Genomic DNA, 23,347 nt, shown 5'->3' with positions numbered 1-23,347 from the left:
CTTATTTTCCTAATACTAGAATTTCGGCTGTTACCGTTTGTGTTGTACTGGCATCACCGTTATAGATCGTAATACTGCTTGTCGTTCTATTATCAATATTTAAGGTGTTACTGCCTGTATTACGACCTGTTTGACTGACAAACGCTTTTAAAATTGCATTTGGAAATGTAATTGGAAAATTAACGGTTTGCACTTGTGTTTTGGTTAGTTTGACTTCCAGCCATTGTAAAATTAAACCTGATGGCAATTTTTGATAGCCATTTGTATCAAGTGATTTATCAAAGCCTTGTACTGATAAATCAATATTTAATGCATCAATAATCGTGCTTCGACTATTATTTTGATCGCCTAAGTTCTTACTCACTTGAACAGGCGAACAAAAGGTTTGATTGTCTGTACCGGTTAGCCCAATGGCAACGATCTTACTATCACGATTGGCGTAAAAGCCAATGGCGTTATTGCTTGCAATGGCATTCGGGGCAGTAATCTGAGCGTTATCTTCTGCATGAAACCCATTACTTTTGTTATATGAACATTGCAAATTTTTACCTGAGACCTGTCCACCATTTTTTGCATAGATCCCATGTATCGTATTATCTGTAACAATGAGTGAATTGGCTTTAATCACCGCTAAATCTTCAGAAATTAAACCATATTTATTTAAGTTTAAAATTGCCGATTCAGATTTTATGATACTACTGAGCGTGGCATATAAGCCTGCATTCTTGTTTGCAAATAAACGTGTTTGATAATCTGTGGTTGTATGGCATTCAATAGTGCCATCTTCTGCATAAATACCATTTTGATTAAGTGTGGCACTGACTCCTTTTGCATAGACAATACTTTTGTTAAATGCACAAAAGCCATGTGTTACATTGTTATCTGCTTTTGAGTAATGACAAGTGACTACGCCTGCTGCTTCAGCACAAAAGCCTGCGCCAAGCGTGGTGTGTGCTGTATCGTAAGCCTCGCTGTATTGACAATCTAAAGTAGCTGCATAAGCATGAAATGCTACAGCTCCTGCATTAGTAACTTTGATGCCACCGCCTTGTGTATTTACAACATTGGAACCTGAGCCACTACTAATAATAGATGCGCCATTCATGGCACGAATACCATAGTACATCTTATTGATAATTAAATTTGCACCAAGTTTTACATCCGTTTTACCAATAGCACGAATACCTGAACCAAAGCACTGATCGTTCCATTGTCCTTTTTTAATCCAACCTTTAGTGCCATTAATAGTGAAGCCGTTTAGCCATGAAACGCCATAACCTTCACTAAATAAAAATCCATCATGGTTTGCTGTGTTATCGATATTTAAAATACATTTTGATGGATCTGTTTCATTACCCCGAATAGTGAGTTTATTACCATCAAATACTTTAGAGGTAATGGCAGATAAAATATTATATTTCCCATCAGCAACCAGAATATTAACGGCAGAATTGCCTACAATTCTTTTCTTTTCAAGCCAATCGAAAGCATCTTGAATGCTCGGAAAAATCTCAGGCACTTTTAAATCTAAAATAGTATTAATAATATCGCCTGCTGGATACTTTACTCCGTTATAGACAAGGTTTCCTTCTCCTTGAGTAAAGCGTAGCCGAGCAATCAAGGATTTATCTGTGATTTTATAGTCCCCTTTGGGAATTTCAGTCACGTCTGTATCGAAAGCTGAACGGACACAGGCAGTATCGTCTGTGTTGCCATCGCCTGACGCTAATAGGCTATCTAAAATATAGCTTCCACCACTTTGTGATAATCCAAAGTTTGCACTTGATTGAATGGGATAGCAAAAGTATTGGTTGCCTGCACCACCAAAATTGGGTGCAATAATTTTACTGTTGCGTTTAGCAAAAAAGCCATTTTGACCATTATCATTGGATGATGCTTTTGGTGCATAAATATAGCCTGCATTCTCTGCATGAAAGCCGTTTATTTTGTTGCGCTCTGAACGAATAGCCGAGCCTGTAATTGTACCGTTCTCGATGGCTGCAACCCCATGCAAGGTATTATCGGTAACTGTAACGGCTGTAATATCTGCGGTTGCATTTTTATCGCATAGCACACCATAGTTACTTGTTTTACAGATGGCTTTATTTGCACCAATGAAGCCCTTATAGGTACAATAAATATTGGCATCTGTATTCTCAGTAAGTAATGTTGTCCATGCACCTAGTGTGTTGCATTCAACTGTACCACCCCATGCAAGAACCCCATATTTATTGAATGAAGCACTGACCCCATGTGCCCACGCTGTACCATTACTGAGGGCATAAAAGCCTGCTTTGAGATTGCCGTTGGCTTTTGCATATTCACAAATAATAAAGCCACCTGCTTCTGCACAAAAGCCAAAGCCTAGCCCTTCTATTGTATGGGCAGTATCGTAGGCTTCTGCACAGTTTACTTGCATACTTGCAGCATAAGCATGAAAAGCAACATCGCCTGCATTGGTGACTTTAATACCACCACCGTATGTCCCTTCTGCGTTTACACCATTGGCAATAATTGAAGCACCGTACATGGCACGTAAGCCATAGTACATCTTATCAATAATCAGGCTTGTTCCAAGTGTAACTTGTGCGCCACCGATGGCACGTACTCCTGCGCCATAAATTTGACTATTCCATTGCCCTTTTTTAATCCATCCTTGTGTTCCAATAATCGTGAAACCATTTAGCCAACCAATCCCTGTACTATCGCTAAAGAAAAAGCCATCATGATTATCTCGGTTATCAACGTATAAAATACATTTTGATGGATCTGTTTCATTACCTCGAATGCTCAATCGGGTATAGTCTCGCACACGATGTGTAATGGAGGCACTACTGCGATATTCACCATCTGCAACAATAATATCGACACTTGAATTATTTTTAATTCGTTTATGTTCAAGCCAATTTAATGCAAGCTGAATACTACTAAAAACGCTTGGAACATTTAGTTTTAAAGCTTGGTTTTGAATATCCCCAAATGGATATTCTATGCCTGCATAAACTAAAAAGGCTGAACCGCTTGTGCTTTGTAATTCTTGAACCAATTGTGGATCGCTAACTTTATACTTACCACCATGAAATTGGGTATAGCCTAAGGTCAGAGCTTCACGCACAAATTTCTCATCATTTGTAATGCCATCACCTACTGCACCCAATAGTCTTAAATCAATGCCTGCTGCTGTAATTGCATCCTTTAGGATTTTGCCTTGACGTGCTGAGAGTGGTGCGACAGGATCATCATTATTAAGATTATCTGTTACGCTTTTTTGCGTAACAAAAACCAAAGACTGGTCAAGTGTGAGATTGATGGCAGTCGTATTTTCAACAGCAATAATGGTACGTAGGGTATATTCAGCAACCGACCCATCATCAATACTTGGTTTATACATAGGCGGATGATTACCAATGGCGATCAATGTATTTCCTACATAAATACCTGTTTCACGAATATAAAAACCACCTGTCTCTGCAGGAATGACAACATCTATAATAAGTTGATTTGCTGCACTTCGATTAATACTGACAGAGTTGGGTTTAACTCGTGCTTTTTCACCGACTAAGGCGGTTCGCTTATCATCAGGGTTAGGCACTTGCCCATTTCCATCACCAACAGCAACGGCAGTAATATTAAGTGGCTGTTTGCTATTGATAGCTTGAGTAATAAGTCCTTTACCTGATTCTGTCAGTAAAGTGTAATACTGTGACATTATTTTTCTCTCGAATAGGTGGTGGTAAGTACAGAAAAATGCTGTACCGTTGCGGTATAAGTAGGAAGTTGCTGTATTTCAGGCAGAGGGCTAACTGTGGTTAAAATTGCAGAATGCTGTATAGCTGCACAAAATACTTTTCCAAAAGGCTGAATTTTGACTTTTAAGTTTGTGAGGTGACGTGACGCAGGTTTTGCATCTTCAATTAGGCGTTTTGCCTCGTTAAATGTTTCTTCTGTAAGCTCACGCCCATTGAGATCTAATTCAAGTTCAAACGTACCAGGTACACCTTGAGGTTTTTGGTTAAACCATTCATTAAACTTACAGCTATATCCAAATTGACTAAGAACCGTTCTAACAGCCGCACATGTTCCTTTAATTTGATGTTGCCGAAAGGCTTTTTTGATGAGTGTACGTTGTAGAGAGGGTTGCCAACTGTTTTCCCATCGATCAACTGAATACTGCCAAGCTAAAAATGGCAGAAAACTATTGGGCACTTTATCAATTGTTGAAATAGATTTAATTTGAACAGGAAGCAATGTATTTTTAGCCGTCACTTGTTCAAGTTTATATTCAAATTTCGTCCGATTAGGTGGAAGTAATGTTGTCATTAGTTTCCTAACTCAATCTTTAAATCTGTACAAAATCCTGCTTGTTGATTAGTTAATATAATGTCTTTATTTGGCTCTTCTAAAATAAGATGATTAACACCTGAAATATGGAGCTTTGCATGAATTTCGCTAAGGTAGATAGATCGTCCTAAACGTTTTTGTTGACTGATGTATTCTTGAATATTGCTTTGAACGACATCGAGTAATGAGGCATCTTCAGGATAGCGATTTATGTAAATTTTGGCATGGATTTGATAGGGAATAATCTCAGCACTTTTTACACTCACACGATCACCAATAGGTCGAACATCTTCGGCATTCAAGGCTTTAGCTACAAGCTGTATTAAGTTATCTGTAGCTGCATTATTGGCTGTATCTTTTTGTAAAAGATAAACCTCAATGATTGCAGGGTCGGGGGAGATGACTGAAACATCTGCAACTCGTCCATCGGCTGAAAAAGCATAGTATTTATAGGCATTTTCGGGGCCTGCTGTACTCAGTGAGTCAAATTTCATTTGAGTACGTGTACGTAGTTCTTCATCTGTTTCGTAAAGAGCAGCAGTGTCGTTGGTTGCCTCTGAAGAAAGTAAACGGATTACATCATAATTGGCAGCTACAGCATCTAAATCTGAACCTGTTGCAAATGCCAGTAAATTGGATAAGGCAGCGTTATTGATACGATTCCGTAGCGTAAGCTCTCTATAAACATTTTCTTGTAAGTATTTGGTTAAAGGTTCACTTTCACGAGCTAAGATATTTTTGATGGTCGCTTGTTCTTCTTCAGTTTCCCACTGTGAAACTAAATCATTCTTACGTTCTTCCAATAGTGTTTCATAGTCTAAAGTCTCGATCATTTGAGGGATTGGAAGCTGTTTAAAGTTGACGTTCACTAAGCTGCTCCCATACGTAGGGGTATCTGTAAGTTAATATTTTGATTTGTAGGTAAGTACACTGCATCTAACCCTAAACTTAATAATCCACTTTGAAGTTCATAGATATGAATTTGATCAATACTAATGCGGTTCTCCCACTTCAAAAGAGGGGTGTAAATTGCACTGTAAAGCTGTAAGATCAGCACATCATTCATCGGCTGATCAATGAGTTCGGGAATTTTAGAACCGTATTCTCGTCTCATAATGCGTGAGCCGATGGGTGTTGTTAAAATATCTGTAATAGACTGGTGAATATTTTCAATTTCGGTTTTAAGTGTTTGTCCTGTAGTTCTTGAAAGCATCATGGACTCGGTACTCCCGATGTATTACTACCTGATTGCACACCACTTGTTTTATGTTTTTTAAGACTAATATCGCCTGCTTTAACATCTGCATCAGTGGTGATGTCTTTAGTGCAATGTAATTTACCATCGACCAATAAATCAGCTTTGATCGTTGCTGTTGCACCATTAGGTAAAATTGCCCCTAAGTGATGGGCTTTTTTGTCATAAGAAATCACCGCACCATCTTCAAACATACGGATCACAACATTAGGATTTTGTGAGATGGTTGGGAACTCATCGTTATTGAGGCCAACAATGACCACACCCTGTGCTAATTCACCACTTGGACTAAGGACAAGGCACTCTTCGCCTTTGCTTGGCAAATCATGCGTTTGATCTTTACCTGCTCTTGCATTTAACAGACGCAATTGTCCTGTTACAATGCCATTTAAACTGACTGTAACGGTATGAAAAGGGCTTGAGGGTGTAACGCTATCAATTTGTCCAAAACGAACTATATTTTCCAAGCGTCTAATGGTGTCTGCATTCATACTGCAATCGTGTTGCAGTCTTACTTTTTTTGCATCTAGTTTTAGTTTTTAAAGTGGTTTTAAAAACTAAAAGTTTTGGACTTGATTTTTTATTTTAAAGTCCCATGTTAAAGAATAAGCTACCAAACTGTTTGGCAGTAGATGATGAGAGGTTCGTGATGAGCTTTACAGAACAAGACATTTTATCTAAATTAAATAAAAATAAGCATGAATACACTGGTCGTGCAAAAAAAGATATTCCTGAACCTGATGGGCGTGATGATTGGCAAGTCAATAAAAAAGAAGAATATGAAGTTGCTTACTTTATTGCAGATTATTTAAATAAATATCAGAAGATAAATATTGAAAATGAAGAAGATTTTAAAGAAGCTACTACAAAATCAAATTCATTTCAAGAATATTTAAAATGTCAGGGAGTTACAACATTTGAAGAGTTTATTGAATACTCAAAAAGTAGAGATCTTACTTTAGAGAATATATCAGAAATTGAAGAGGCTTTACATTCCTCACTTGAAAGAAGTCGTAAAAAACTAGAACAAGAAATTGCTGAAAAATTAGGTCATATTTTAAAATAATTCAAAAGCTCATGTTCAATCATGAGCTTTTCTTCTTGACTAAAGCCCAATAATTCACGTCTAGCATACTTGGTATATTTCCCACCTTTTTCAACCTCCCCCATCAAACCAAATTGATGAATGTTTAGAATATTAGAAAGCTGTGCATTAAATCCAATTTCAGCGCCTTGTGTGGTTTTTTTAATTCTTAAATATTGAGCATTACGAACATGCTTAAACATTTTATTACGAGTGGCTTGTCCACGCTCTGATGTTGCAGTGGTTTTATGGTTGGGTAAGTAACGAACAATTCGAGTTTTAACAAACGTGCGTGTCCCTTTTACAACCGTATCATAACCAATTAACCGTGTTAGCGTTCTGCGGTAGCTACTCAGCTCGACAAGGCGTTTTTGTCTATTCGCTTTTTGATAAATAAAGCTCACAGGTTTTAATGCTCTAACTGGTCTTTTACGTTCTTTATACGTTGAACCATCGGGATTTTGTTGGCGTGTGATGCGTTGCTTTTGGCTCTGCCGTATTTTTTTAGCAATATGGCTTGCCAGTTCTTGTTTTTTTTGTGGGCTAAGTTGTTGTAATAGCCCATTTAAATGTTCTGATAAAAATTCTAAATCAGCCATGATGAGGGAGCTTCACATCTAAAGATTTATAATCATCTGCTTGTATAGATTGCCAAGATGCCAATGGCGTTCCATCTTTATCAAATAACGTGACGGCTTGTGGCTCACAGACTTCTGTATATTGTGGTTCTTCAGGATAAGTAATTTTAAGCTGATCACCTTCTTTCTTAACCACTGTACGTTCTGTAAGTGGTAACTCAATCACAAGATCTACTTTGCTATTATCAATAACATCGACATTGAATTTAATTGCATCTTCGACTTTATCTAAATTGGCTAAAAGCTCAGATTGATTGGTGCGTATCCATTGCAATAACGGAATGGCAATTTTAGCCACCTCATCGGCATAGTCTGTACACACAATAGTAAGTGTATATTTATATTCAAATGATAAGCCTTGAGCGAGGGTAGAGCAGATATTGCCACCCTCTACAAATATCAAAAGCTGATCGGGATTCCGCTTAAATTCAGGAATAGCATTCGCTAAAAATTCACGCAGCTTTTGCGGTTTTTGCATAGCTCACCTGTGGTTCAGAAATCCAATGGTCAAACGACTCAGTTGCTTTGAATGTTGCAGAGCAATTTACATTTTGACATTGGTAATAAATTTCTTTGATGGTTTGGGTGATATAACGACTCGTCCGTGTATGCGATGCATGACGACAATTTGGGCATTTCATCATGCGAGTTTGTCCTTTTTATAAAGTGGTTCTAAGTGATCCCATTGTTTTTGGAATTTGGCTTGGTAGCCTAATTTTTTGTAAGCCGAGCCGTTGTATAGCGTAAATACAGCTTCCCAATCTTCTTTTTGTAATGCTTCAAGTAGACTAATTGCTTTATTGCCCACCTTGCCGGTCTTGGTTTCAACAAACCGTAAAAAGGCATCTAGTTGGTAACTTTCATTTTCAAACTGAAGTTTTACAAATTCTTGAATTGAAGCATAGCCAAGCGTTTTGTAGTTTTCGCCCATGATTTGAAACTCCCCCCACGAGCAAGCCATCAAAGCACAGTCCTCATCTATTTGTTTGGCTTGTTCTAAACGTGCATATTCGCCACTATTGCCCACATAGCCACCAGTAACCACATTAACGATGTTGGGTAGCTTCGCCATTTTGTTTTTGGCATATTCTTCACCATATTTTTGTTTTAAATAAAAATACATACGATGACGTTCAAATAAAATCTTAGGTCGCCCATCATCTAAAAAGCCACGTCCTAAGCCTTCAACTGCACCAAAAACCCGAATGGCAAGTTCAGATACATTTAAGCGTTGGGCTGCTTGTTGGTAGTCACGATCTTGCAAGTATTTATTAGTATCTTGTCCTGCAAGTGCCAAGCGTGTTTTATCGCCTACTTTACCATCTGCCACCAAGCCCACTTGACGCTGAAATGCCATCACCGCTTTTTCAGTACTGCCATTAAAATAGCTATTAAGTTCGCCATTATACAAACCCAATCGCTTTAAATTTTTTTGCAAGCTAAGAACTTCTAAACCTGTCGCACCATATTTATAAATCATGCCTTTTTCCCCTTAAATAGCTGTGCCACATTGCCTTTAGCTGTCCAAATAATTCCAAGCAAAACCATGCCAAAAATGGCATCCCAAACAGTCACAGGGTCTTTTAAAAACAAGATATTCACGCTTTGCCCCATAAAGGAAGCCATCAATATCATGGCTAACAATTCATGTTTGCGTTGGTGGTTACTGTTATGATTTTCAAAACATAAAATACGAATGGCTGAAATGAAGTAACAGCACACCGCAACGAATGCAAATAAGTGTTCCACGTTATTTCCCCTTACCACGCAAGGCGTTGATAATGTCTGCTAGGGTTGCGCTTTCAAGCCATGCGAGTATTTTTTGTAAGATGACAATCGCCATGACTGCAACAGTAAAAGAAGCAGTAGAGTGACTGTCGATGAAGGTACGATGTACCAATTCAGGTGCAAGTAAATAACCGATTGCGGTTGAAAATACGAATGCACCGATGCGTTTTTTATACGTTAAATCTTTGCTATAAAATGCAATAAAGGCTGCACCAATAACGGCTCCAAAAAGTGAGTCGCCATTTACAAATGGCAAAAGTGATAAAACGCCTGCACTGGTCGCAATACCAAGTGGTGTAATTGGCTCAGGCATAATTAGTCCCATAAATTTATTGATTGTTGTACTTGTTCAGGTGATGTGATGTCAGGCAAAACCACTACCATTCCCATCGGTAAAAACACATCACATTCTGCAAGTTGTGGATTGGCTTCGAGTACCTGTTCAACTACGCCTGCACTGCGTCCATAATGTCGCCAACAGATGGCATCAATGGTGTCGTTTTGCATGGCTGTAATGGTTTGGCTCATATCAGCTCAACCGTTGTTTGGTTTTGTTGTAAAAGTTGTTGGATCGCCCAATGCTTGTTGCGTCTATATTCGTCAATGGTAGAGGTAAGATCTTCTGCACGTTTATTGCCTGCATTGGTGCTGTCATAGCCCCGATACTTCTCGCATACTTTTGCAGAAACGCCATTGCTCACCGCTGAAAAATAGAGAATTTCTTTATCTGATTTTTCACCAATCCACTGCGTGGCTTGTTTGACTAAAGTGGTATTGGGTTGAACCAATGAGGCAAGTAAGCGGTTCACATCAAGAATTTCTTCAAAAATGGTTTGTTTAACTCGTGCATCTGTCACTGAGCCATCTACTTTGACAATATCCCGAATTTCATCCACCGAAATTTCAGGGAAAAAACCGTTCGCACTAATTTTCTGTTCTTGTGGTGTTGCTCTACCATTTGCAATCAACCCCATATCAAACTCCTAAGTGCATGGGTGGGAACATTGGTAAAGACATTGGCTTATCAAAAGCAAGGTCATGACCATTGTTCGCCCATGCGGTGCAGGGCACTTGTTAAGGCATATTGCCTTGTAAATCGTTCACGAGCTTAGTCGCAGTTTTGAGGTCGTTTTTACCACGACAGCGATCATCTAATTTAATCGCTTGCTCTAAATAGGTTTGAGCCTTTAAAGCGATTGGCAGTGGTGTTTCTGTAGTGCTTTGAGCTGTTTTGAGTTCAGCTTTACCCAATGCCATATAAAAACGTGCTTTAACTTGGTCAGGCATATCAAATGCGTTTTCAGGGAACTGATCCACTTTGTGTAAAAGCGTTTCTAAATCCACCAACACATTTAAATTAAATGGCTCATCTTCATCTTCTGCATTCAATAATTTAAGCTGTGTTTCTGCCACTTGTTCATAGACAAAGGTTGCCACTGTCCGTTCAAACTGATCAGGGGTATTAAGCTTGGCTTGTAGCATGTACTGCATCAGGTTTAAGGCATAGTCATATAAACCCATGTCCACCGTCCAAACCAACATATTGCCAATGACCTCATCAGGCACGTTTGGCTGTGTTTCCAAAATGCCATCTACATAAGGTTGGTACTGAATAAACAGCTCTTGTTTTTTTGCAATTTTGGCACTGGTGGCTTGGATGCCTTTTAACAAACTTTGATCACGTTTAAGTTGCATTAAAAGTTGTTCATACAGTGTGGTCTGTCGCATTTCGCCAAACTCGGCAGCATGTTTTGCTGCCTGTTTCGCTTGATGCTTTTGATAATGCTCTCGAGCAAAATTACGCATCCGTCACCTCAATGTTTTCTACCATTGCCATCAGACCTAAGTCTTCAATGAAATAGTCTTCATTTGATGACTCGTAGTTTTCGATTTGGTCACGTTTTGGATTGTCAATTACCATACGACGACGTGCGCCTTCTTGCACATAAATCGACAAGTTGGCAAAGGTCGTTACAATTAATGTTCCTTCAGGGAAGAACGGTGCAGCATATACAGGTAAATTCCCCATACGTTTTTGGCTAATAATTAAATCGGCTGCTAATTTTTCGCTATTGGGTTGGGTCTGATTGACCAATGGGAAATATTTATCTGCCTGTAATTTACGGTTACAGATCACCACCAAATCAGGGTTGTCTTGATGGACTTCATCAATCATTTCATCGGTGATGTTCATCACCAATGCATCTAAATTGGCAAAATGACCATTTTTACCGACTTTGACTTTACCTGTACTATCTAGGTCACTCATTACACGAGACGCATTTTCTTCACGTTGTTTTTGCAACCATCCTTTATTTACATCTTGCAGTTTTGGATTGGCAACAATATCGGTATTTTGAGCATAAGATGTGCCATTAAAACCAATCATGATACGGTCTAAGGCTTGACGCTTTTGGATTTCAGCACTAAAGCGTTTGTAAAAATCTTTAAATTTTGCCCATTGATCTAACTTGGCATAGGCAATAGCCGTATCAAAGTTAGTTTTACGGCAAAAATAAGTACGCTCATCCATTTGTGATGGATCAATAGCTTGACGCTCTTTTTCGCCTGTATTGGTACGTGAAGCAATTGGACGTGAAATACCAAGCCCAACGGCTGAACCTGATTGCTCATCAACTAAATTAATATTAATTTTCTTTAAAAATTCAGATGATAACTGAATCTTAGTTTCAAGGGTTTGTTGAACACTTGGATCAACAGCAAATTTATGCTCTACCGCATCTACTTTATTCAGTGTGGCAAGTGCCACCATGCAGGCAGTAAAGGTTTGACGAGTGTTAAAACGCATTGTTATATTCTCTTTTAGCAATCTACGCCATGAACATTTTCTTGGCTAAAATTGGTGTTTTCTGATTGGGGACGTGTAGGGGTGCTTGGTGTGTGATCTAACTTTTCTTTTAGCTCGTTATAATCGTTTTCAAGCGTGTTGAATTTTGTTTCGAGTGCTTCAATAGACTGCCCGACTTTTTGGGTTTCGGTTGCCACTTCTACAATGGCTTGTTCTTGTTGTGCAAAGCTGTGGCTTTGTTTTGTATCCTGTTTAGTAAACAGTGCCTTAACCTTATCTAAAACAGAGGCTTTATCCTCTTCAATTTCGATTTTAGTTTCCGATGCAGCACTAAATAAATTGCCAGGGTGTTGTTTTTTATGCGTCAGTGGGTTGACTGTTGCCCCTGCTGCAAACTGCAACATTTCAGTACCAAGCGATGCAGGGTTATCGGTCACCGCTAAACCGATTAAATAGGCTTGATCTGTATCTGAAAATTTCGGACTCACCTCCATTGAGGTAAAGAGTTTTTGTCCTGCTTTAGTCAGTTTCACTAAATTGTCATTGGGTTTAATCTGAGCGTATAACGCAGGCTTTTCTTGACCATTGATGGTTACATTTTCTGTTTTTAACGCTAAAACATTACCGTATGACCCAAACGAGCTTTCGGGATGTGCGCCTTTAATATGTTCGCAATTTACCCCTGCTGTATATACTTTTGGATCATAATTAGCTGCCATTTCTTGAATCCATGTAGAATCAATGACACGCCCATCAGTGGTTGCCCCTGCAACGGCAATACAGAACCATTTTGTTTTTGCTTTTTCGTTCATAACAAACACCTAAAAATAAATTAGATGCAGAATGAAGAATAATAGGCATATCGTGCAACGACAAAAAGTTTTTAAAGTGACTTTAAAAACTTTTTGTGGCTGATAAATCACATTTAAACTGCCAATCTTGCGATAACTTTTTTAATTCGTGTCGCTATGAATGATTTATCCCCCATTGCTAACCTCTCTTTAATTTTAGATAACCGCCTAAAAGCAAAGTTTTTATATTGGCTTGGGTGGAAAGTGGTGGATATTGCTGAAGCCACAGGCGAAAAAGAGCGCACCATCAGCTCATGGAAAACACGAGAAAAATGGGAAGAAGAAAAACCTGAGAATCGGATTGAAGAAGCTCTTGTTATTAAATTAGCAACACTCATCTTAAAAAACAAAAAGACCAGTGGTGATCTTAAAGAAATTGATTTATTGATGCGTCAATATGAACGCTTTGCTCGGATTGAAAAATATCGTGAGGGTGGTTCTGAAAGTGACTTAAACCCAAATCTGCAACAACGTGCGATCAAGAAAAAAGCCAAATCCAATCATTTTGATGAAGAACAAACCGAGCAACTGATTAGTTTGTTTGAAGCAGAAATGTTTGATTATCAACGCACTTGGTACAGAGCAGGCGATCAACGGACACGAGTGATTTTAAAAAGCCGTCAAATTGGCGCAACGTGGTATTTTGCTCGTGAAGCCTTAGTCGATGCAGTGGAAACAGGGCGTAATCAAATCTTTTTATCGGCATCTAAAGCCCAAGCCCACATTTTTAAAGGTTATATTCAAGCCTTTGCCAATGAAGCCTGCGGTGTAGAACTCACAGGCGATCCTATCATTTTATCCAATGGGGCAAGCCTTACCTTTTTAGGGACTAATGCCAAAACAGCACAGGGGCATCATGGCAACTTTTACTTTGATGAGTTCTTTTGGACACATGGTTTTAATGACCTAAATAAAGTCGCATCGGCAATGGCACTACATAAGAAATGGCGTAAAACGTATTTTTCTACCCCATCGACTATGGCACACCAAGCCTATGAATTTTGGACAGGTGAACGCTATAACAAACGCAGACCCAAAGACCAACAAATCAAACTCGATATTAGCCATGAAGCCTTACAACATGGTCGTCAATGTTCGGACAAAATGTGGCGACAAATTGTCACTATTTTAGATGCTGAAAATGGCGGTTGTGATTTATTTGATATTGAAGAACTAAAATTTGAATATTCAGCAGAAGAATTTTCTAACTTGTTGATGTGTGAATTTATTGATGATGGGGCATCGGTATTCCCATTGGATATGCTTCAACCTTGTATGGTGGATTCTTGGGAAGTGTGGAAAGACGATTTTAAGCACTTTCATCAGCGTCCGTTTGGCAATAAAGCAGTTTGGATTGGCTACGACCCTGCGTTAAGTGGCGACAGTGCAGGCATTATCGTGCTTGCACCACCTGATCAACCCAATGGCAAATTTAGAGTTTTGGAACGTCATCAACTCAAGGGTGATGATTTTGCACAACAAGCCCAATTTATTAAGCAACTCACTCAAACCTATAACGTGACTTATATCGGTGTAGACAATACAGGAATGGGGGCAGGCGTTGCAGAATTAGTACGTCAATTCTTCCCAACACTCACCGAGTATAGCTATTCGCCCGAAGTTAAAGCCTACCTTGTGATGAAGGCATCAGACGTGATCCGTAAAGACCGCTTAGAGTTTGATGCAGGCGCAACTGATTTAGCCCACTCGCTCATGAGCATTAAGAAAACCCTGACTGCAAGTCAGAAAAAAGTAACGTATGTGGCAACTCGCTCAGAAGAAACAGGACATGCCGACCTTGCTTGGGCACTCATGCATGCACTTGCCAATGAGCCACTACACGGACAAGACATAAATAAAAAATCAACTTTGGAAATTTACGCATGAGTTTAAAAACAATGTTATTGGGTAAAGCCCAAAATCTTTTAGAAAATAGCCTTTTTTCGACAAGAAATGAGGGTGGAGGACATGAAGCATTCACGTTTGGCGAACCCACGCCTGTACTTGATGGGCATGACCTTTCTAACTATTTAGAGTGCTACTGGAATGGACGATGGTACGAGCCACAAGTCAGCGTGAATGGTTTATCTAAATCGTGCAAAGCCACGCCTTATTTAAGCAGTGGCATTATTTTTAAACGTAATTTTTTAGCCAATTTATTTGTGCCACATCCTCATCTCTCACGCAAAGCCTTTGAACAAATTGCCCTTGATTTTATTTGGTGTGGTAATGCCTACGTTGAAAAACGTCAATCTCGCTTGGGCAGTACATTGGAGTATAAGCCTGCACTTGCAAAGTCAATGCGTGTAGGGCGTGATGGTACTTTTATTATGCTTTATAACGGTGATGAAGGTTTTGAAGAATGGACGTTTGCACAAGGCAGTATTTGTCATATTCGGGAAACCGACATCGACCAAGAAATTTATGGTGTACCTGAATATGTGGCAACGCTACAAAGCGCATGGCTCAACGAGTCGGCAACTTTATTCCGTAGAAAATACTATAATAATGGCTCACATGCAGGCTATTTGATGTATGTAAATGACCCAAATTTAGATGCAAATGATGTCTCATCATTACGTTCTGCCCTGCGTAGCAGTAAAGGGCCTGGTAACTTCAGAAATGTATTTTTACACTCACCCAATGGCAAAAAAGATGGGGTTCAAATTATTCCTATTTCTGAAATTGCAGCCAAAGATGATTTTGCAAGTATTAAAAATATTTCACGAGATGATATTTTGGCAGCACTTCGCATACCACCACAATTGATGGGAATTGTACCACAAAATACAGGGGGCTTTGGTTCAATTAAAGATGCAGCCGAAGTATTCTATCAAAACGAGATCCAACCGCTACAATCACGCATTATGCAAATTAATGATTGGGCAGGCGAAGAAGTGATAAAATTTAAAAAATATGAATTAAAGAGCTTGGATTAAATGTTTAATAATAAAACTCGAAATCAACACTATATCGCCCAAGTAGAACAAAAATTAAACTGTATAGATAACAGCGTTCCAAAACCCAAAAGACGAATCTATGAATTTGAAATACTTGATCAATCACATCAAGAATTTAAACTCACTAATCAACAGGGAGTAAAAATTACTAATAATCTAAGTTTTAATGACTTATATACTTTAGAAGTTTTTGAAAATGGTACAAGAGATAATTTTGAAAGTTTTTTTAGTGAATTAGAGTCTAAAATAGAAACTTTGAGTCATAAACTTCTTGATAGTTCAGAGTTAGAGCAACATTTTTTATTAGATTTTCTCTGTGCAAAATTAATGAATAGTATACGCAATCCTTTTTGTATTGAAAAAACAGTAAATACTTTTGGTTCATTTTGTAGTTATTTTCCAACAGAAGAAAATTTACTAGAAATCTTTCAGAAAATTGATAAAATTAATGTTGATACAAAAATTTTATCTAATTTGAATATCAATTCAATTACGTATAAAAAATGGCTGAAAATTATTTTTTATATGGTTGTACCTTTTAAAGGTCCGCAAACTGCAAACTACTCTTTTTTAGAAAAAATAGCTTCTAATTTTTTCGATAATGAGAAAAATATTATACATATTTTTTTATCAGTTTATGATGATCCATCATGCCTATTATCTGATAGAAGCTACATCGCTCTTTCTGACAAAGAAAATGTAGTAAATTACACTTTCAATGTAACTAAAAATGCATTTATTATTTTTAATTGCATACCCAAAACCTTACAAAATATAGCAGAGCTTCTCAAAGTTCCTCTTGACGAATTAAATATTCCTATAGAAGTATTTGAAAAGCTTAGAACTTCTATAAAAATTTTAAAATATAAAAATGAAGAATCTTTACTAGAAACATATAACCAAAATGTGATTTCACAATCATATAAAAAGTTTTACGCATCATTTTTATATAATAAATAATAACCCTAGAGGTATTGACTTATTATAACTCTAGGGTTATAATAACCTTATACAATCAAGAGCAAGGAATATGCAAAGTCGTGAGTTAATCAAAATGATTCAAGCAGACGGTTGGTACGAAGTTGCAGTGAGGGGAAGTCATCATCAGTTTAAACATCCCACAAAAAAAGGACGAGTAACAATACCTCACCCCAAAAAGGATTTACCGCTTAACACTGTCAAAAGCATTTTGAAACAAGCAAGTCTTTAAGACTTGCTTTACCCGACTTAAATATTCAATAAATGAGGTACTTAAATGTTATATCCAATTGCAATTGAAAAAGGTTCAGCTACTGAAGCATATGGCGTACAAGTACCCGATATTGCGGGGTGTTTTTCAGCAGGTGATACTTTTGAAGAAGCTTTAGACAATGCAAAAGAAGCCATTGCTTTTCACCTAGAAGGGCTAGCAGAAGATGGAGACGAAATTCCAATGGCTTCAAGTATTGAAAAATTTATCAACCATGATGACTATAAGGGCATGATCTGGGCAATCGTTGATATTGATGTAAGCCGTTATTTAGGCAAAGCAAAAAAAATCAACGTCACATTACCAAGCCGTTTAATTCAGATGATTGACGATCATTTAAAAAATGATACACGTTTTACTTCTCGGTCTGCTTTTTTGGCAGAAGGTGCAGAAAAGCTATTACGCACTCACTAAATTTTTTAATATTAAAAACCTCATCACCCGATGAGGTTTTTTTTCGTCTCAAAAAAACAAAAAGCAAAATAAAGTGTGTGTTGCCTGCTGCGCGCAGTTACCCCGCCCACCTGCGCTGTGCAAATGTGTCGATTTCCCGACAGTATAAATCCCCTGCATAACATATCTGTAAACCCCAATACATAAGGCTTTTAGAGCCTAATATTTATTATTTTTGAATACTGCATTTTACTGCACAAAATACACTAGGCTGTTTTTCTAAAAACATCTAAATTTACGTCAGGATTTGGCATATTACTGGGTGAAACTTGATGTGTAATGGCAAACTCACCTCTTGCCGTAAATCCACAAAATACATTACTGCACTGAAAATACGATACTCTAAATAAACTTGCTTCTAACTTACTTGCAGTCACTTTCATTTTTGCATTGCAATGAGGGCAAGCAAATAGTTGTCTTGATGACATAAGTTTATCCTCGTTTTTCTGCAACAGTGGCACATTCAATACACAATTTTATGTTGCCATATTTCTGTCGTTGAACAGGAATATCATTTCCGCATTCTTCACATTCCACCAACGAAGGTGTTTGATAGTCTTGTTTTACCCAAGCCACTTGTTTGAGTTGAATTTCTTGTGCCTGATCAATCATATCTGTCATCGTTTTTGTCTTTCCATACCAGTTGTATATCCCACAGCTTTTAAATCTGTCAGATGTTTTTCTACAAAATCGGGATTACAAAGTAATCCCACTAAACGTGTTTGAAATGCTTGTAAGCTTTCTCCTGCACCTGCATGAATACTTGAAAATAATGCGTGGTTTGCCAGTTTTTTAGCAAAAAAGCGGATTTGTTTAGGACTTAAAATAATTTTTGGTTTTTCAAAGCTATGCTCAATGCTTTTATTTTGCGTTTTAAGCGATGTTTGAGCGTTAGATGGTATCTGAGTGTCATTTTTTGTTTTTTTGCTGTTTATAGGCTGTTTTTGAGCTTCTGACGTGGTTTGTTTTTTAGATGTAGAACCTTTGTTTTCAGAAACAGAAGGTTTTTCATATTTTGTATAGGCTTTGAATAACCAACTTGCTAAGTACGAATGTTTTAACTCGTCTGTGATTTGGTTGTTAGCATTGTATTCTTCAAACTGCTCAAATTCGTATTTGTACCAACTTGCATCTGTCAGTTGTTTTAAAGAGATTGTAGTACCCAATATTTTATTTTTCTGTGAAACATGCTTTTCTAATTTTTTAAAATCAAACCAGTCCTTTTTTTTATTTTCTTTAAATATTTCTTTTTCTTTCTTTTGTGTGTCCAGATTTTGGACTGCTAGCGGTTCGAATTTTGGACTAGTGCAGTTCAGATTTTGGACTACTCGGTCTTGTTTTTGAAGTAAAGAAACCTCGTTAATTTGGTATTTATTTCCACGTCTTGTGCAGGTAGATAAAATAGTGATAACGCCCTTTTCAACTAATTCAGTAATCCCTTTTGAGATAGTTGAACGGCTAATTTTTCTTGAGTTTTCAAGTCCTGCAGTTTGCAACTGCGAATAACTCACATAATCAGACTCTTTTTGATATCCATTAATTCGAGATTCGAGTTCAAAATATACATGTCGAGCAGCATCGCTTAAGAATGGATATACTTCGCGTCTGTAGAGTTGGCTTGATTGCACATAGCCTTGCTCAAATTTATCTAGATTTTTATAAGATTTGAACGAAATTACTTCGCCATTTTGTACATTTTTTGGTATACTTACTGCCATATTCATAGTTGTTAAATCCTTATTTTATGTGATAGTGAAATAAAGGTACTAAGCCTCAGGTGTTGGTAGCACTTGAGGCTTTTTTATTGTTTATAAAAAAATGAATTAATCCCTGATGTGTTAATTTCCCATTAGAAGCGCTTACCATTAAATCAATACGTTCTAATGTTGGCTTTCTACTCTTATATATAAGACGTGTAGTTATATACCCTTTTGTTAATTTAACTTTTTTACAAAACACATCTTTTTCTTCACTTGTAAGAGATTTCCAAAACTTAAGAAAATCCACATTTCACCTGTTAGGGGTATAAAGTTATCCTGAGTTTACCTCTAAACTGGAAAGCATTCAATGATTAAGGTTTTAATTACTTTGTCTTTTTTCACCTGTTAGGCATAGAATGTATATTTTTATTAAAAACAATGTTTATTGAACTTGGTAACAGAAGATGATTTTTCTTTCCCCACTCGCTCAAACTCGCAGAACTAATACTTTAAAGCTACTACAGCAAAAAGGTATTAGGAAAACAGAACTTGCTAATGGTCTGAATATGCGCCCTTCATTAATTAGTGCTTATTTAGGTAAAAATCCGACTAAGACAATTGGAGATACAGTAGCAAGAAGAATCTGCGATTTTTTTAATATATCAATTGAAGAATTAGATTTTAATAAAGAATATTTAGCTAAAGCGTCATTGCAAAATGTTCCTTCAATCAGTGAAAATATAAATTCAAGTGAATTTAAACTGATTCACGTTCCTTTATATTTAAATACTAAAGATTTTTTAGAGTTTGAATATAGTAACAATGAAAAGAAACAAGATATTGAAATGATTGCAGTAGATGAATTTAAATTAAATGAACGCAAAATTCATGGGGATAACGTTAAAGCCATTACAGCAGATGGTGAGGCTATGCTTCCAAAAATCCCATATAACGCTCAAATCTTTATTGATATATCAAGAAGAGTAATTAATAAAGATGGTGGTATATATGCTATTGAAAGTGGTGGGATCTTAATGATTAGGCACGTTTATAGGCTTCCTGAACATAAACTTAGACTAGTAAGCTCTAATCCAGATAAAGATTTATATCCAGATATATTTTTAACTTCAAAAGAAAACTTTAGGGTGATTGGACAAGTTTTTCATGTGGCATTTCCCATAGATTTATAATTTTTCTTATAATTTTGAATATTTTTACAAAAAAAATTGTATTTTTTATCTTCTAAATTCACCCAATAAAAACTTTTCCTTGCAAAAATTCACCTAATAGGTGAAAATAAAAATACATACAAAAAAGCCACGATGACTTTGGACGGCTATCGTGGCTTTACACATAAAATGCGAGGTCATTATGTCTTTTAAATCTAAAATCGTCAAATCAGTTTTGTTCATTACAATGACAAGTATAACAACAGCTTATGCTTTTATGTCACAACCTAATATTTCTACTACCCAGCCTAAAACGTCTTATCAACTTATAAGTGTTAATTTTGAACAGCACAAGCCATTGTTTCAACGCGTGATAATCAACAGCTTATCCACGTTTTATTTAAAAACCAGACCAAAGACAACCGTCAAGTCATTAACTGTATTGATGATGCGTATGTGACTGATCAACTTGGTAATGTAGATAAAAACTATGTGCTAGAACGCGAAGATTTTACCCAAGTTGTGTCTGTGTTGGAGGCTGTATAATGACTCTTATCAAAACAGAGCTAAAAGAAACTGTCATTATTTGCAAAGAGTTAGAGTTTTTAGACAAGTCAGGTAATAGAGTTGCAAAATTAAATTTAGAAGAAAATTTGGCAAAACGTACTGGCATCGTTGAATTAGAAATTGGATGGTATGAAGGGCGAGCGGCTTATTGTAATTTGAACCAACCTTTTGACCAATTTTTAAAAACTGAAAGTTTGAAGCATCTTATCTTTAAAGCCTTCAATGTTCAGATTGAACGTAAAGTAAAAAGTGGTGAAGATTTTATCTTATGGATTTATAAAACAGGTCTACAAGATATCAAAAAAGCTCGTAAAGAAAATCGTATAAATGCTTTTGACTTACGCTGGGCTTATGATGAACTTAAAGAAATTAATGGTGCTGACGATACGCCTTTTTTTATGTTTGCTAGAGAAGATTTAGCAAGAGCTTTAATTAAAATTTATGGTGATGATTACAATGAGTTTTTGTATCCTTCGATCAAAGATGTTCGTTATGAATTCTTAGAAAATACCTTAAAAAATGTACAATTAGCATTATGAGTTAATGAGTTAATGAGTTAATGAGTTAATGAGTTAATGAGTTAATGAGTTAATGAGTATTTTGTAGGAAGTGTAAAATATTCCTGCCTTTTTCAATTATTCAAATTCTTCCGCAGGTGCTATGCTCACTTCAAGAAATTGCATATTTAATGATGTTGTTGTTTTTGATGCTATAACTTTGTAATCTTTATAAAATGTTTGTTCGCTAAAAGACTCATCTTTTTGAATTCTTTTTTCTAACCTATTCATTAACTTTTGTAAAAATTCATCTCTTAAATAATCATCTTTACCTGAGTCTAGTACTTCAAAGGCAGCCAATGAAAGTTTAGAAAAACTTTCAATTAATGGTTTTTTCAAAGAAAAATTTTTATCTTCCAAAATCAAAGAGGTTGTAACTTCTTTTACTTTATTTTCTTTACTGTTGTCTAGTTGAACATTCAACTTAACAGCTCGATTTTCACGATTTGTAAAAAATTTTCTTGTCCCAAAATCTCCTCCATACCATTGAATATATAATTCATTTATAGGTGTCAAAAATTGTTTTTTAGCAACAATGTTAAAGTTATTTTTATATTCTTGAGCTGAAATATCAAAAGTTTGTATTTTGTCTGCAAAAGCATCTACAGAAATTAAAAAAGTACTCAATAAAATAGTATGTTGGAGGAGTTTTTTAAACATAAAGATTTATATAAAACAAACATAAAAGCATGAGTTGATTATAAATAGTTAAGAAAAAATATAAATTTTTTAATCAAATTATATCATCTAAATATATATTTAAAATAAATAGAGGAATGGTTCTGTTTTTTCATTTGGTTTATAACTCTACTTATTTCCCTTCAAACAAATAGCCGTATAGCTCATATAGCCAATCATATGCCTCTTTTTCATTCTCAAAATATATATTTGATTCTTCCATTATTTCATCGTAACTAATATCTCTATTCTTAAATAAGGTATCAAATTCTGCTTTAAGTAAAGTTAAGTGCTCTGGACGTCTATTATAAACTCTTTTGTACTCTTCAATAACTTCATTAAAAGGCTTTTCCTCTTCATAACCTACATCAATAAACCATGCTGCTATTAATTGATATAATGAATGGTAAGAATTACTCAAGGATATTGTTGTCATCTTAAAATATTTCCTTAATTAAATTATGCAAAATATTTAGTTGAATATATAATATATTAATTTTGTGAAGTGTACCAAAAATGAAAAAGCTATTTGTTGTTTGCTTAGGATTAGCTGTATTACCAACCGCAAGTTTTGCAGTGAGTTGTAAGAGTTTTAAAACCCATGCTCAAGCACAGGCTTACTTTAATGCTAAAAAACCAGGGTACAAACGCTTAGATCGTGACCATGATGGCAGTGCTTGTGATTGCTTGCCAGGTGGTCCTCAAAAGGTTTGTCCTAAAAAAAGAAATTAACCTTTTTTTTGAAGGTGTTTTAGTTTTTTAATAATATTTTCTTTATCTAAATTCTGCTGATGAATTTCTTTTAACGAAATATTTTTTTCAAATAATCTATTATAGAAATCCCTTTTTTCCAAAAAAATTATAAGATCTGAAATTAAATTTTGTTTTATATTTTTGTCAACATAATCAATATCTATACTTTCATCTATTAAAAGTAGAATTAAAAAATTAGCTTTATCACAAATCAACCATTCGTTCTCATAATTTCTATATTCTTCACTACCTAAAAATCTAGGATTAATATTTAGAATATTCTCAGAGAAATTATATTCATTTAATTCAAGAAAAATAGAAGTTATTTCTTTTTGATAATGTTCATTATGTTTAACATATTTTACATACATATAAATCCATGCATATGTTAATTCCTCTCTTCTGAATTTATGACAAACTTCAAGAATTTTATTTTTTAGATCTGTATGATTTTTAACTTTAGTTAGAAATAGGTAAAAAACATCAGCTTCATGA

General features: G+C 36.1%; 32 protein-coding genes. 9 read left to right on the top strand and 23 right to left on the bottom strand.

The window, feature by feature from the left end:
- Position 1: 1 nt before the first annotated feature.
- The 5 genes from PCI70_RS11175 to PCI70_RS11155 are packed head-to-tail and all read right to left on the bottom strand — an operon-like array spanning position 2 to position 6,087.
- Positions 2–3,709 carry a phage tail protein gene (locus tag PCI70_RS11175; RefSeq protein ID WP_269915418.1) on the bottom strand — a complete coding sequence of 1,236 codons (3,708 nt, stop codon included), beginning with the start codon at positions 3,707–3,709 and terminating at the stop codon, positions 2–4.
- On the bottom strand, positions 3,709–4,320 hold the full coding sequence (locus tag PCI70_RS11170; RefSeq protein ID WP_269915417.1) for a phage tail protein I: 612 nt from the start codon (positions 4,318–4,320) through the stop codon (positions 3,709–3,711). Before PCI70_RS11170 ends, PCI70_RS11175 begins: the two co-directional genes overlap by 1 nt.
- Entirely contained in the window at positions 4,320–5,210 is an 891-nt protein-coding gene (locus tag PCI70_RS11165; RefSeq protein ID WP_269915416.1) for a baseplate assembly protein, read from the bottom strand. Before PCI70_RS11165 ends, PCI70_RS11170 begins: the two co-directional genes overlap by 1 nt.
- Positions 5,210–5,554 (bottom strand): GPW/gp25 family protein, encoded by a 345-nt coding sequence (locus tag PCI70_RS11160; protein WP_269915433.1) that lies wholly within the window; start codon positions 5,552–5,554, stop codon positions 5,210–5,212. Before PCI70_RS11160 ends, PCI70_RS11165 begins: the two co-directional genes overlap by 1 nt.
- Positions 5,554–6,087 (bottom strand): phage baseplate assembly protein V, encoded by a 534-nt coding sequence (locus PCI70_RS11155; protein WP_269915415.1) that lies wholly within the window; start codon positions 6,085–6,087, stop codon positions 5,554–5,556. Before PCI70_RS11155 ends, PCI70_RS11160 begins: the two co-directional genes overlap by 1 nt.
- Before the next feature lie 158 nt (positions 6,088–6,245).
- Between PCI70_RS11155 and PCI70_RS11150 the strand changes: the two genes are divergently transcribed.
- Positions 6,246–6,662, top strand: coding sequence for a hypothetical protein (locus PCI70_RS11150; protein ID WP_269915414.1), 417 nt, complete (start codon positions 6,246–6,248; stop codon positions 6,660–6,662).
- On the opposite strand, the gene PCI70_RS11145 is transcribed toward PCI70_RS11150, so the two are convergent.
- From PCI70_RS11145 to PCI70_RS11095, 11 genes are all read right to left on the bottom strand, one after another.
- Positions 6,647–7,279, bottom strand: a complete 633-nt coding sequence (locus PCI70_RS11145; protein ID WP_269915413.1) for a phage virion morphogenesis protein — start codon at positions 7,277–7,279, stop codon at positions 6,647–6,649. The genes PCI70_RS11150 and PCI70_RS11145 overlap by 16 nt on opposite strands.
- Positions 7,272–7,796 carry a phage tail protein gene (locus tag PCI70_RS11140; RefSeq protein ID WP_269915412.1) on the bottom strand — a complete coding sequence of 175 codons (525 nt, stop codon included), beginning with the start codon at positions 7,794–7,796 and terminating at the stop codon, positions 7,272–7,274. The genes PCI70_RS11145 and PCI70_RS11140 overlap by 8 nt, the downstream gene beginning before the upstream one ends.
- A complete protein-coding gene (locus PCI70_RS11135; protein ID WP_269915411.1) occupies positions 7,771–7,962 on the bottom strand; it encodes an ogr/Delta-like zinc finger family protein in 192 nt (63 codons plus the stop codon). The genes PCI70_RS11140 and PCI70_RS11135 overlap by 26 nt, the downstream gene beginning before the upstream one ends.
- Complete coding sequence (locus PCI70_RS11130) at positions 7,959–8,798, bottom strand: N-acetylmuramidase family protein (protein ID WP_269915410.1); 840 nt, start codon at positions 8,796–8,798, stop codon at positions 7,959–7,961. Before PCI70_RS11130 ends, PCI70_RS11135 begins: the two co-directional genes overlap by 4 nt.
- Positions 8,795–9,067, bottom strand: coding sequence for a phage holin family protein (locus PCI70_RS11125; RefSeq protein ID WP_269915409.1), 273 nt, complete (start codon positions 9,065–9,067; stop codon positions 8,795–8,797). Before PCI70_RS11125 ends, PCI70_RS11130 begins: the two co-directional genes overlap by 4 nt.
- Position 9,068: 1 nt before the next feature.
- Positions 9,069–9,419 (bottom strand): putative holin, encoded by a 351-nt coding sequence (locus PCI70_RS11120; protein WP_269915408.1) that lies wholly within the window; start codon positions 9,417–9,419, stop codon positions 9,069–9,071.
- Between the two features lie 2 nt (positions 9,420–9,421).
- On the bottom strand, positions 9,422–9,634 hold the full coding sequence (locus PCI70_RS11115; protein ID WP_269915407.1) for a tail protein X: 213 nt from the start codon (positions 9,632–9,634) through the stop codon (positions 9,422–9,424).
- Entirely contained in the window at positions 9,631–10,080 is a 450-nt protein-coding gene (locus PCI70_RS11110) for a head completion/stabilization protein (RefSeq protein ID WP_269915406.1), read from the bottom strand. The genes PCI70_RS11115 and PCI70_RS11110 overlap by 4 nt, the downstream gene beginning before the upstream one ends.
- Positions 10,081–10,180: 100 nt before the next feature.
- Positions 10,181–10,912 carry a phage terminase small subunit gene (gene gpM / locus PCI70_RS11105; RefSeq protein WP_269915405.1) on the bottom strand — a complete coding sequence of 244 codons (732 nt, stop codon included), beginning with the start codon at positions 10,910–10,912 and terminating at the stop codon, positions 10,181–10,183.
- Positions 10,905–11,915 (bottom strand): phage major capsid protein, P2 family, encoded by a 1,011-nt coding sequence (locus PCI70_RS11100; RefSeq protein ID WP_269915404.1) that lies wholly within the window; start codon positions 11,913–11,915, stop codon positions 10,905–10,907. The genes gpM and PCI70_RS11100 overlap by 8 nt, the downstream gene beginning before the upstream one ends.
- A gap of 14 nt (positions 11,916–11,929) precedes the next feature.
- Entirely contained in the window at positions 11,930–12,727 is a 798-nt protein-coding gene (locus PCI70_RS11095) for a GPO family capsid scaffolding protein (protein ID WP_269915403.1), read from the bottom strand.
- A 156-nt stretch (positions 12,728–12,883) separates the two neighbouring features.
- On the opposite strand from PCI70_RS11095, the gene PCI70_RS11090 reads away from it, so the two are divergent.
- The 5 genes from PCI70_RS11090 to PCI70_RS11070 all read left to right on the top strand — a co-directional run bounded on the left by PCI70_RS11090 (position 12,884) and on the right by PCI70_RS11070 (position 17,389).
- Positions 12,884–14,653 (top strand): terminase large subunit domain-containing protein, encoded by a 1,770-nt coding sequence (locus PCI70_RS11090; protein WP_269915402.1) that lies wholly within the window; start codon positions 12,884–12,886, stop codon positions 14,651–14,653.
- The gene (locus PCI70_RS11085) at positions 14,650–15,705 is read left to right on the top strand and encodes a phage portal protein (RefSeq protein ID WP_269915401.1); all 1,056 of its coding nucleotides are present in this window, start codon (positions 14,650–14,652) and stop codon (positions 15,703–15,705) included. Before PCI70_RS11090 ends, PCI70_RS11085 begins: the two co-directional genes overlap by 4 nt.
- Entirely contained in the window at positions 15,706–16,686 is a 981-nt protein-coding gene (locus PCI70_RS11080) for a hypothetical protein (protein WP_269915400.1), read from the top strand.
- A 70-nt stretch (positions 16,687–16,756) separates the two neighbouring features.
- Positions 16,757–16,936 (top strand): type II toxin-antitoxin system HicA family toxin, encoded by a 180-nt coding sequence (locus PCI70_RS11075; RefSeq protein WP_269915399.1) that lies wholly within the window; start codon positions 16,757–16,759, stop codon positions 16,934–16,936.
- A 45-nt stretch (positions 16,937–16,981) separates the two neighbouring features.
- On the top strand, positions 16,982–17,389 hold the full coding sequence (locus PCI70_RS11070) for a type II toxin-antitoxin system HicB family antitoxin (protein WP_269915398.1): 408 nt from the start codon (positions 16,982–16,984) through the stop codon (positions 17,387–17,389).
- 245 nt (positions 17,390–17,634) lie between these two features.
- On the opposite strand, the gene PCI70_RS11065 is transcribed toward PCI70_RS11070, so the two are convergent.
- From PCI70_RS11065 to PCI70_RS11050, 4 genes are read right to left on the bottom strand one after another with little or no spacing between them, the layout of a single operon-like run.
- A complete protein-coding gene (locus tag PCI70_RS11065; RefSeq protein ID WP_269915397.1) occupies positions 17,635–17,856 on the bottom strand; it encodes an ogr/Delta-like zinc finger family protein in 222 nt (73 codons plus the stop codon).
- 4 nt (positions 17,857–17,860) lie between these two features.
- Entirely contained in the window at positions 17,861–18,049 is a 189-nt protein-coding gene (locus PCI70_RS11060) for a TraR/DksA C4-type zinc finger protein (RefSeq protein ID WP_269915396.1), read from the bottom strand.
- Positions 18,046–19,152 (bottom strand): hypothetical protein, encoded by a 1,107-nt coding sequence (locus PCI70_RS11055; protein ID WP_269915395.1) that lies wholly within the window; start codon positions 19,150–19,152, stop codon positions 18,046–18,048. The genes PCI70_RS11060 and PCI70_RS11055 overlap by 4 nt, the downstream gene beginning before the upstream one ends.
- 49 nt (positions 19,153–19,201) lie before the next feature.
- Complete coding sequence (locus tag PCI70_RS11050; protein WP_269915394.1) at positions 19,202–19,435, bottom strand: XRE family transcriptional regulator; 234 nt, start codon at positions 19,433–19,435, stop codon at positions 19,202–19,204.
- 157 nt (positions 19,436–19,592) lie between these two features.
- On the opposite strand from PCI70_RS11050, the gene PCI70_RS11045 reads away from it, so the two are divergent.
- Positions 19,593–20,318: a S24 family peptidase gene (locus PCI70_RS11045; RefSeq protein WP_269915393.1), complete on the top strand. Its 726-nt coding sequence runs from the start codon at positions 19,593–19,595 to the stop codon at positions 20,316–20,318.
- A 524-nt stretch (positions 20,319–20,842) separates the two neighbouring features.
- Positions 20,843–21,403 (top strand): hypothetical protein, encoded by a 561-nt coding sequence (locus PCI70_RS11040; protein ID WP_269915392.1) that lies wholly within the window; start codon positions 20,843–20,845, stop codon positions 21,401–21,403.
- Positions 21,404–21,499: 96 nt separating this feature from the next.
- On the opposite strand, the gene PCI70_RS11035 is transcribed toward PCI70_RS11040, so the two are convergent.
- Both PCI70_RS11035 and PCI70_RS11030 read right to left on the bottom strand, forming a co-directional pair.
- On the bottom strand, positions 21,500–22,081 hold the full coding sequence (locus tag PCI70_RS11035; protein ID WP_269915391.1) for a hypothetical protein: 582 nt from the start codon (positions 22,079–22,081) through the stop codon (positions 21,500–21,502).
- Positions 22,082–22,232: 151 nt separating this feature from the next.
- Positions 22,233–22,535, bottom strand: coding sequence for a hypothetical protein (locus PCI70_RS11030; RefSeq protein ID WP_269915390.1), 303 nt, complete (start codon positions 22,533–22,535; stop codon positions 22,233–22,235).
- Between the two features lie 80 nt (positions 22,536–22,615).
- Between PCI70_RS11030 and PCI70_RS11025 the strand changes: the two genes are divergently transcribed.
- Positions 22,616–22,831 (top strand): excalibur calcium-binding domain-containing protein, encoded by a 216-nt coding sequence (locus tag PCI70_RS11025; protein ID WP_269915389.1) that lies wholly within the window; start codon positions 22,616–22,618, stop codon positions 22,829–22,831.
- Here PCI70_RS11025 and PCI70_RS11020 read toward each other — a convergent pair.
- A partial coding sequence (locus PCI70_RS11020; protein ID WP_269915388.1) for a hypothetical protein occupies positions 22,828–23,347 on the bottom strand: 520 nt, incomplete at its 5' end. The genes PCI70_RS11025 and PCI70_RS11020 overlap by 4 nt on opposite strands.

The sequence above is a fragment of the Acinetobacter sp. HY1485 genome (assembly GCF_027568475.1).
Lineage (GTDB): Bacteria > Pseudomonadota > Gammaproteobacteria > Pseudomonadales > Moraxellaceae > Acinetobacter.
This window is presented reverse-complemented; position numbering and strand designations above follow the sequence as displayed.

What these genes read in the sequence shown, in the direction of transcription:
- PCI70_RS11035 (WP_269915391.1), bottom strand. Translation starts at nt 22,081, where the DNA reads ATGTTTAAAAAACTCCTCCAACATACTATTTTATTGAGTACTTTTTTA.
- PCI70_RS11135 (WP_269915411.1), bottom strand. Translation starts at nt 7,962, where the DNA reads ATGATGAAATGCCCAAATTGTCGTCATGCATCGCATACACGGACGAGT.
- PCI70_RS11170 (WP_269915417.1), bottom strand. Translation starts at nt 4,320, where the DNA reads ATGACAACATTACTTCCACCTAATCGGACGAAATTTGAATATAAACTT.
- PCI70_RS11065 (WP_269915397.1), bottom strand. Translation starts at nt 17,856, where the DNA reads ATGTCATCAAGACAACTATTTGCTTGCCCTCATTGCAATGCAAAAATG.
- PCI70_RS11090 (WP_269915402.1), top strand. Translation starts at nt 12,884, where the DNA reads ATGAATGATTTATCCCCCATTGCTAACCTCTCTTTAATTTTAGATAAC.
- PCI70_RS11110 (WP_269915406.1), bottom strand. Translation starts at nt 10,080, where the DNA reads ATGGGGTTGATTGCAAATGGTAGAGCAACACCACAAGAACAGAAAATT.
- PCI70_RS11030 (WP_269915390.1), bottom strand. Translation starts at nt 22,535, where the DNA reads ATGACAACAATATCCTTGAGTAATTCTTACCATTCATTATATCAATTA.
- PCI70_RS11100 (WP_269915404.1), bottom strand. Translation starts at nt 11,915, where the DNA reads ATGCGTTTTAACACTCGTCAAACCTTTACTGCCTGCATGGTGGCACTT.
- PCI70_RS11075 (WP_269915399.1), top strand. Translation starts at nt 16,757, where the DNA reads ATGCAAAGTCGTGAGTTAATCAAAATGATTCAAGCAGACGGTTGGTAC.
- PCI70_RS11155 (WP_269915415.1), bottom strand. Translation starts at nt 6,087, where the DNA reads ATGAATGCAGACACCATTAGACGCTTGGAAAATATAGTTCGTTTTGGA.
- gpM (WP_269915405.1), bottom strand. Translation starts at nt 10,912, where the DNA reads ATGCGTAATTTTGCTCGAGAGCATTATCAAAAGCATCAAGCGAAACAG.
- PCI70_RS11145 (WP_269915413.1), bottom strand. Translation starts at nt 7,279, where the DNA reads ATGGCTGATTTAGAATTTTTATCAGAACATTTAAATGGGCTATTACAA.
- PCI70_RS11130 (WP_269915410.1), bottom strand. Translation starts at nt 8,798, where the DNA reads ATGATTTATAAATATGGTGCGACAGGTTTAGAAGTTCTTAGCTTGCAA.
- PCI70_RS11095 (WP_269915403.1), bottom strand. Translation starts at nt 12,727, where the DNA reads ATGAACGAAAAAGCAAAAACAAAATGGTTCTGTATTGCCGTTGCAGGG.
- PCI70_RS11150 (WP_269915414.1), top strand. Translation starts at nt 6,246, where the DNA reads ATGAGCTTTACAGAACAAGACATTTTATCTAAATTAAATAAAAATAAG.
- PCI70_RS11070 (WP_269915398.1), top strand. Translation starts at nt 16,982, where the DNA reads ATGTTATATCCAATTGCAATTGAAAAAGGTTCAGCTACTGAAGCATAT.
- PCI70_RS11045 (WP_269915393.1), top strand. Translation starts at nt 19,593, where the DNA reads ATGATTTTTCTTTCCCCACTCGCTCAAACTCGCAGAACTAATACTTTA.
- PCI70_RS11040 (WP_269915392.1), top strand. Translation starts at nt 20,843, where the DNA reads ATGACTCTTATCAAAACAGAGCTAAAAGAAACTGTCATTATTTGCAAA.
- PCI70_RS11060 (WP_269915396.1), bottom strand. Translation starts at nt 18,049, where the DNA reads ATGACAGATATGATTGATCAGGCACAAGAAATTCAACTCAAACAAGTG.
- PCI70_RS11120 (WP_269915408.1), bottom strand. Translation starts at nt 9,419, where the DNA reads ATGCCTGAGCCAATTACACCACTTGGTATTGCGACCAGTGCAGGCGTT.
- PCI70_RS11160 (WP_269915433.1), bottom strand. Translation starts at nt 5,554, where the DNA reads ATGCTTTCAAGAACTACAGGACAAACACTTAAAACCGAAATTGAAAAT.
- PCI70_RS11055 (WP_269915395.1), bottom strand. Translation starts at nt 19,152, where the DNA reads ATGAATATGGCAGTAAGTATACCAAAAAATGTACAAAATGGCGAAGTA.
- PCI70_RS11080 (WP_269915400.1), top strand. Translation starts at nt 15,706, where the DNA reads ATGTTTAATAATAAAACTCGAAATCAACACTATATCGCCCAAGTAGAA.
- PCI70_RS11025 (WP_269915389.1), top strand. Translation starts at nt 22,616, where the DNA reads ATGAAAAAGCTATTTGTTGTTTGCTTAGGATTAGCTGTATTACCAACC.
- PCI70_RS11085 (WP_269915401.1), top strand. Translation starts at nt 14,650, where the DNA reads ATGAGTTTAAAAACAATGTTATTGGGTAAAGCCCAAAATCTTTTAGAA.
- PCI70_RS11175 (WP_269915418.1), bottom strand. Translation starts at nt 3,709, where the DNA reads ATGTCACAGTATTACACTTTACTGACAGAATCAGGTAAAGGACTTATT.
- PCI70_RS11140 (WP_269915412.1), bottom strand. Translation starts at nt 7,796, where the DNA reads ATGCAAAAACCGCAAAAGCTGCGTGAATTTTTAGCGAATGCTATTCCT.
- PCI70_RS11115 (WP_269915407.1), bottom strand. Translation starts at nt 9,634, where the DNA reads ATGAGCCAAACCATTACAGCCATGCAAAACGACACCATTGATGCCATC.